Below are 316 nucleotides of genomic sequence, written 5' to 3' on the forward strand. Positions count from 1 at the left end.
TGGTATTTCTCAAGGTGAAGGTTTTGGTTAGATTCCCCCCCACATTCACGTTACCCAAGTCCAGCGGTGTCGAGTTTCCATCGGTGAGTGAGGTATTGCCATCAAGGATTTCGATTTCCCCACTAGATGGTGTTGTGGATGATTGATTTACCGTAGCTTTGATGATGAAATTAAACGGATTCTCATCCCTATCACTCGTATTAAAAGAAATCGTTCCTTCCCGATTAGCTGCGGTTGCTGTATTGACATTAATCGTAAAAGAACCCGTGGCGTTTGGTGCGATGGTTGCCGGAAAGTCGCCTTGTAAACTAAACCC

1 pseudogene is annotated in these 316 nt (G+C 44.9%); it reads right to left on the bottom strand.

Features of this window, described 5'->3' with window-relative positions:
- Nucleotides 1-316, bottom strand: a pseudogene (locus MiSe_RS50090) (hypothetical protein); the annotation flags it as partial.

Source organism: Microseira wollei NIES-4236 (assembly GCF_020521235.1).
In the GTDB taxonomy this organism is placed as follows: Bacteria; Cyanobacteriota; Cyanobacteriia; order Cyanobacteriales; family Aerosakkonemataceae; genus Microseira; species Microseira wollei.